The following is a 4130-nucleotide window of genomic DNA, read 5'->3' on the forward strand; positions in this document are numbered from 1 at the left end:
GCTGCCGCTGGAGTTCTGTGTGCGCGACAATGGCTCCGGCGTCTCGGAAGACATCTTGCCGATCCTGTTCGACCCGTTCATCACCACCAAGCCGAACGGCTCGGGGCTGGGGCTGGCGCTGGTCGCCAAAATCGTCGGCGAACATGGCGGCATCATCGAATGCGAATCGACGCCGCGCGGGACCACATTCCGCATCCTGATGCCGGCCTGGAAAGAAGCGCCATACGGCGCCGATGAAGACGGTGAAGGAGACCGCAAATGACCGTTCGCGGCAATATTCTCGTCGCCGACGACGATGCGGCGATCCGCACTGTCCTCAACCAGGCGCTTTCGCGCGTCGGCCACGAGGTGCGCGTCACCTCCAATGCTTCGACTTTGTGGCGCTGGGTGGCGGCGGGCGAGGGCGATCTGGTCATCACCGATGTGGTGATGCCGGACGAGAACGCCTTCGACATGCTGCCGCGCATCAAGAAGGCGAGGCCGGAACTGCCGGTCATCGTCATGAGCGCCCAGAACACCTTCATGACGGCGATCCGCGCGTCTGAAACCGGCGCCTATGAGTATCTGCCCAAGCCGTTCGACCTGACCGAACTGCTCAACATCGTCAACCGGGCGCTTTCCGAGCCGCGACGGCCGAAGATCGATGCGCGGCCGGAAGAGCAGCCCGATGCAATGCCGCTGGTCGGCCGTTCGGCCGCCATGCAGGACATCTACCGCATGCTGGCGCGCATGATGCAGACCGACCTGACGGTGATGATCTCGGGCGAATCCGGCACCGGCAAGGAACTGGTGGCGCGCGCGCTGCATGAATATGGCCGCCGCCGTGGCGGCCCGTTCGTCGCCATCAACATGGCGGCGATCCCGCGCGACCTGATCGAATCGGAACTGTTCGGTCACGAGAAGGGCGCCTTCACCGGCGCGCAGAATCGCTCGACCGGACGCTTCGAGCAGGCTGAAGGCGGCACGCTGTTCCTCGATGAAATCGGCGACATGCCGATGGAGGCGCAGACCCGCCTGCTGCGCGTGCTCCAGCAGGGCGAATACACGACGGTTGGCGGACGCACGCCGATCAAGACCGACGTGCGCATCGTCGCCGCCACCAACAAGGATCTGCGCACCCTGATCAACCAGGGGCTTTTTCGCGAGGATCTGTTCTATCGCCTCAACGTGGTGCCGCTCCGGCTGCCCGCGCTGCGTGAGCGCTCCGAGGATGTGCCCGACCTTGTCCGCCACTTCTTCAAGCTCGGCGAAATGGAAGGCCTGCAGACCAAGCGCATTTCTTCCGGCGGCATCGAGTTGATGAAGCGCTATCCGTGGCCGGGCAATGTGCGCGAACTGGAAAACCTGGTTCGCAGGCTCGCCGCGCTCTATTCGCAGGACGAGATTTCCGCCGAGATCATCGAGGCCGAGCTCAAGACCGGCGAACGTCCCGTGGTGCCGGGTGGCGGCAATCTCATTCCCGACGATTTGTCGATCGGCCAGGCGGTCGAGCACTTCCTGCAACGCTATTTCGCCTCGTTTGCCGGCGATTTGCCACCTGCCGGGCTTTATCAACGCATCCTGTCCGAGGTCGAGTTTCCACTCGTCCTGGCCTCGATGACGGCAACCCGCGGCAACCAGATCAAGGCCGCGGAACTGCTTGGCTTGAACCGCAACACGCTGCGCAAGAAGATCCGCGAACTTGGCGTCAACGTCTACAAATCGTCGCGCCAGGGCTGAGCCTTTGATCTGAACCCGCGCTCTTTTCAGGGGATCGGCTCGCGAAAGATTTCCGTCTCGGTCACACTTGTTGCATAATCGCCACAATGCGTTGCATACATCCGACGCAATCATGGCACTAGACGGCGACATGGCCCCGCAGGCACCGACAACAAACCAACCGCTTTTCAGCGAACCCGGCGCTCGTGACGGGCGCCGGCTGCTTGCGCTGCCAGGCGTGATCGCGGTCGTCGGCGCGCTGATGACGGCGGCGATCTCGTTCACCATCCTCGTTGGCGCCACGCCGATCACACCGAACGAGTCGACGACGCTGGCGTTGATTGCCCTCAACGCGGCTTTCGTCCTGATTCTTATCGCGCTGGTCGGGCGTGAGGTGCACCGCATCCTGATGGCGCGCCGGCATGGCAAGGCCGCTTCGCGGCTGCATGTGCGCATTGTCGCCATGTTCGCCCTGGTTGCCGCCATTCCGGCCATCATGGTGGCCATCATCGCGTCGATCACGCTCGACATCGGCCTCGACCGCTGGTTCGAGATCCGCACCAAGACGATCGTCAATTCGTCGCTGTCGATCGCCGACGCCTATGTTCAGGAAAATGCCCGCAACCTGCAGGGTACGACACTGTCCATGGCCTATGATCTCGATGCGTCACGCACACTCTACGGCCTTGATCGTACCGGCTTTCTCGACCTGATGAACAAGGAAGCCGTGGGCCGTTCGCTGGCTCATGCGGCGCTGATCAAACCTGACGGCTCTTTCGTCATGAGCGCCAAGACCGACACGGATTTTGCCATGCCTGAGCCGCCGGAAGGCGCCGTGGCCAGCGCTGCCGACGGCAAGCCGGTGCTGATCGAGCCGAAAACGCGCAACATCATGGGCGCCATCGTCAAGCTGCGCGAGATCGAAGGGCTCTATCTCTATACCATTCGCCTCGTCGATCCGGAGGTCATCAAGGCGCGGCAGATCGTCAGGTCCAACACCGACGAATATCGGGGGCTGGAAGACAACCGCCGCACCTCGCAGGTGGCCTTCGCGCTGCCCTATCTTTCGCTCACCCTCATCATCATCCTGTCCGCGATCTGGACCGGCATTGCGGTCGCCGACCGTCTGGTGCGGCCCATTCGCCAGCTCATCGGCGCCGCCGACGAAGTGGCGACCGGCAATCTCGACGTCGCGGTTCCGGTCAGGCCCTCGGACGGCGATGTCGCCTCGCTCGGCGATACGTTCAACAAAATGCTTCTCGAACTGAAATCGCAGCGCAACGAGATCCTGTCGGCCAAGGACCTGATCGACGAGAGGCGACGCTTCTCCGAAGCCGTGCTTGCCGGCGTTACCGCCGGCGTCATCGGCGTCGATCCCTACGGCATCGTCACCATCGTCAACCGCTCGGCCGAAGCGATGCTGGCCATATCCGCCAGCGCAGCCCTTGGGCAGAACCTTTCCGCCGTGCTGCCGCATGTCGGCCGCGTCTTCGAAATCGGCCGCAAGTCCGGCAAACCCGTCTATCGCGAGCAGGTGACCTTCTACCGCGCCGGCGCCGAGCGGACCTTCAACGTTCAGATCACCATCGAGGCCGGCGATGACGGCTCGGAGGAAAAGTCCTATGTCGTGACGGTTGACGACATCACCGACCTGGTCCAGGCGCAGCGCTCGTCGGCTTGGGCGGATGTGGCGCGGCGTATCGCCCACGAGATCAAGAACCCGCTGACGCCGATCCAGCTCTCGGCCGAACGCATCAAGCGCCGCTATGGCAAGGTGATTACCGAGGACCGCGAGGTTTTCGACCAGTGCACCGACACCATCATTCGTCAGGTCGAGGATATCGGCCGTATGGTCGACGAATTCTCGGCGTTCGCGCGCATGCCGAAGCCCGAGATGAAGGCCATAGATCTGCGCGAATCGCTGCGCGAGGCCTCGTTCCTGGTCGAGGTCAGCCGCGCCGACATCACCTTCGAGCGGACCTTCGGCAGCGAGCCGCTGAAGGGCACGTTCGACAGCCGGCTGATGGCGCAGGCTTTCGGCAATGTGATCAAGAACGCCGCCGAGGCAATCGACGGATTGGAACAGAAGGATGGTTCGCACGGCATAATCCGGATTCAGGCCGGGCGCCAGAATGGTGTGATTCGAATCGACGTCATCGACAATGGCAAAGGCCTGCCGCGCGAGAATCGCCAACGGCTGCTCGAGCCCTACATGACCACACGCGAGAAGGGCACCGGACTTGGCCTCGCTATCGTCAAGAAGATCGTGGAGGACCATGGTGGCAGGCTGGAACTACACGATGCTCCTGCGGACTTCCACGATGGGCGCGGCGCGATGATCAGCATCATCCTGCCGCCTGCGGCCGCAACGGCTCCGCGCGGCGAAAGCAGGGCGGAAAACGAAAGAGAAACTGAAAAGGTCGGTAATGGCG

3 protein-coding genes are annotated in these 4130 nt (G+C 62.9%); all 3 read left to right on the forward strand.

Translation table 11 applies throughout. The features are described from left to right. Window positions 1-262, forward strand: a 262-nt coding sequence (locus EN994_RS20615) for an ATP-binding protein (RefSeq protein ID WP_245466056.1), incomplete at its 5' end; no start/stop codon positions are given. Continuing rightward, window positions 259-1719: a nitrogen regulation protein NR(I) gene (ntrC, locus tag EN994_RS20620; protein ID WP_024505195.1), complete on the forward strand. Its 1461-nt coding sequence runs from the start codon at window positions 259-261 to the stop codon at window positions 1717-1719. The genes EN994_RS20615 and ntrC, both read left to right, overlap by 4 nt. A gap of 130 nt (window positions 1720-1849) precedes the next feature. Then, the coding region (locus EN994_RS20625; protein ID WP_164746039.1) for a PAS domain-containing sensor histidine kinase at window positions 1850-4130 on the forward strand (2281 nt) is incomplete at its 3' end.

The organism is Mesorhizobium sp. M7A.F.Ca.CA.002.09.1.1, assembly GCF_003998555.1.
Classification (GTDB): Bacteria; Pseudomonadota; Alphaproteobacteria; order Rhizobiales; family Rhizobiaceae; genus Mesorhizobium; species Mesorhizobium ciceri.

Bases quoted from the DNA above. Each gene is read 5' to 3' on its own strand.
- ntrC (WP_024505195.1), top strand. From the start codon at position 259: ATGACCGTTCGCGGCAATATTCTCGTCGCCGACGACGATGCGGCGATC.